Source organism: Bdellovibrio bacteriovorus, from assembly GCF_001592745.1.
GTDB lineage: Bacteria > Bdellovibrionota > Bdellovibrionia > Bdellovibrionales > Bdellovibrionaceae > Bdellovibrio > Bdellovibrio bacteriovorus_B.
Genome location: NZ_LUKD01000004.1, coordinates 1 through 2,747 on the forward strand (window position 1 = coordinate 1; position 2,747 = coordinate 2,747).

General features: G+C 47.5%; 3 protein-coding genes. All 3 read left to right on the forward strand.

Going from position 1 to position 2,747, the window contains the following annotated elements; genetic code table 11:
• Nucleotides 1-772, forward strand: a 772-nt coding sequence (locus AZI87_RS10575; RefSeq protein WP_063206670.1) for a tetratricopeptide repeat protein, incomplete at its 5' end; no start/stop codon positions are given.
• A 15-nt stretch (nt 773-787) separates the two neighbouring features.
• A complete protein-coding gene (locus tag AZI87_RS10580) occupies nt 788-1,096 on the forward strand; it encodes a hypothetical protein (protein ID WP_063206671.1) in 309 nt (102 codons plus the stop codon).
• Nucleotides 1,093-2,747 (forward strand): FHA domain-containing protein (locus AZI87_RS10585; RefSeq protein ID WP_063206672.1); only part of this gene is annotated, 1,655 nt, incomplete at its 3' end. The genes AZI87_RS10580 and AZI87_RS10585, both read left to right, overlap by 4 nt.

Here is a 2,747-nt window from a genome sequence, read left to right on the forward strand (position 1 = left end):
GGAGACTCGCTCTTCTGTTATGGATGCGCCTTCGGTTCAAAAAGAAGAACCAAAGCCTGCACCGATTGCGGAAGAACCAGTTCGTCCTCAGGTTCCGACGACACCTTCCCAATATGCGGCATTAAACGAGGCTATTAAATCGCAAAGTGATGAAAAGATTTATCAGGCAGCGACCCAGATCCTCACTCAGTCTCCGAATGATGCTAAGGCTTTGAATGCTTTGGCGATGTATCACTATAAGCGCGGTCGTTACGATCTTTGCCGCTACTTGCTTTCTAAAGCCATTAGCTCAAGCCCGAAAATGGCAGAGCTTCATTCGAACTTAGGTATCGTACAGCTGGCACAAGGTGAAAGAAGAGACGCCATCAAATCTTTCCGTAAGGCTTTGGATATCAATAACGACGAAGCAGTCGCCGCAGCCAACCTCGGCGCAATCTATGTGCAAGAGAAGGACTATGGCAAAGCGCAAGTCGTTCTTGAGACGGCGTACAAACGTGGCGTGCGTGATCCGCGTGTATTGAATAATTATGCGATCGCATTATCAGCTCATCGCAAGTATGACAAAGCTGCAGATCTTTATGCGCAGATTTTGAAAGACAACGGCAATAACAAAGAAGCTCTCTATAATTATGCAACACTGCTAGTGGAAAATATGGGCAAGTATCAAGAGGGACTGGACGTCATTAACAGACTAAAGTTTGTAGGTGGGCCTTCAGATACTCGGAATAAAATTATTGCTTTGGAAAATAAGGCGAAAGCTGGTTTAAAATAGGTGAAGGTGGAAACTATGTTGCGATTGGTTAAACAACTTACTGTAATGGTGGCAATGATCTTGGCTTTTGACGTGAGCTTTGCCCAATCAACCAGTCGTTCATCCACTACAACCACGACAACGACGACGGTTAAAAAAGAAAGAAAGGCGACGCTGAACTTCGAAGACGAATTGATCGAAGGTTCTACGCAAAAGCCGGATCTTTTCTATCTCTTCCAAAAGAAGAATTTTAACTACAAAAGATTGATTAAGCTTAGAGAAAACTTTTTACCCGAGATGAGACGTACAACAGAAGATATTCAGCGGGTTCGGGGTGGTAATTGAGAGCGCCTTTAATATTTAGAATTTTCAAAAACAATCAGCTCGTCGGTGTTAAGCAGTTTGATCAAGATCAGATCGTGATCGGTCATAACGCCGAAGTGCATTTGGATTTAGACGGTGACGGAGTTTCTCCGATTCACTGTTTGATTGAGTTGCGCGACAGCGGTTACTACGTCTGTGACTTAGGTTCTTTTTCTGGAACATTTAAAAATGGTCAGGCGGTCTTAGATGAAGCCGTCAGTTCCGGTGATGAAATCGAGGTCGGTCCTTTCAAAATTGCATTCTTCGTTGGAGTTCCGAAACCAAAAGTGACTCCGGGGCAAGCCGTGACGGCAGCGCCGGTGATCCCCGAGGCTCCGCCCGTGAAGGTTGAAAAACCTGCGGCAGCACCAATGCCTCCGGCGGCGGTTGTAAAAACAGAAGAAATCAAAGTTGCTCCGCCGGTAATTCCAGTGGAAGCACCTAAAGTGGAAGAAAAGCCGGTTATTACGGCTGCTCCGGTGAAACCAGAAATTCGCCGTGAACGCACTTCGTATAAGAAACTTAAAAAATCAAAAACTTTTGCTCCGCCAAGTGAAGTGCAGGATCTTCGCACGCACTTGAAGCCGGGTAAAGGAAACACCGTTGAAGTCCTTGTAACGTGGAAAGAGCGTATTCTTACGACTTATCACTTTAAAGGAAACAAAACTATCCGCGTAAACGCGGGTGGTGATCACTCCGTTTCTCTGCCAGATGGACTTGTTCCTCGCAATTTCCCCTTATTGGATTTAGCGGGTGGATTGAAAGTCAATACGACAGCAGATATGGGTGTAGAGCTTGTATCTTCAGCCGGAATTCAACCGGTTGAAGATTTAGCTCGTAATGGAAAAGCTCAACGTGGTGGACAAGGTTACAGCGTACGCGTTGATCAGAATGAAATGTTGTGCGTGACTTTGCCGGGTGGAAACATCGGCATCTATGTTCGGTTCGTTCCGCAGTCTCCCATTGTCCCAATGTTGCCACCGTTGATGTTAACGGGTTCGGAAATGACAGGCGTTGTGATGTCCATCGTGATGGTGTCATTGCTCGCTCTGTATATTTCGGCAACGATTCCTAAAGATTGGCAAGAAAACAAGCAAGAGGAAGTGCAACGTATTGCTCAAGTGGTCTTCACAAACCCACCACCAGCAGCAACTCCAGTACCGACACCTCCTCCACCAACGCCTCCGCCAGTAGCGCCGACTCCGACGCCAACTCCTTCGCCGACGCCACAAAAAGTCGTGGTTTCAGATCAAACGAAGGAAGCGCAGAAGAAGGGGCAAACGGGCCAGAAAGCACAGAAAGCGCAACAGGCGGCGCGTGCTAGTGAAGTGGCGCCAAAACCAAACGCCAAAGATCGTACGAAGAAATTCACGTCCACTCGTCAAGGTGGCGCGATTAAGACGGGCAATACGGCAGGGGCCAATGCTCAATCTTCGAATAAAGATCTTTCGAAAGTGGGACTTTTCAGCGCCTTCGGTGGTGGCGGAAGTCGCGCGAACATCGACAAAGCCTACTCGGGTGCGGGTGAAGTTTTGGGTATGGCTGATAAAGCGACAGGAACTGCCGGTTTTAACGAAGACCGCGCGGGTAATGATTTAGGTTCGAGATTTAAAGATGCCGGTGCCGGCGGTAA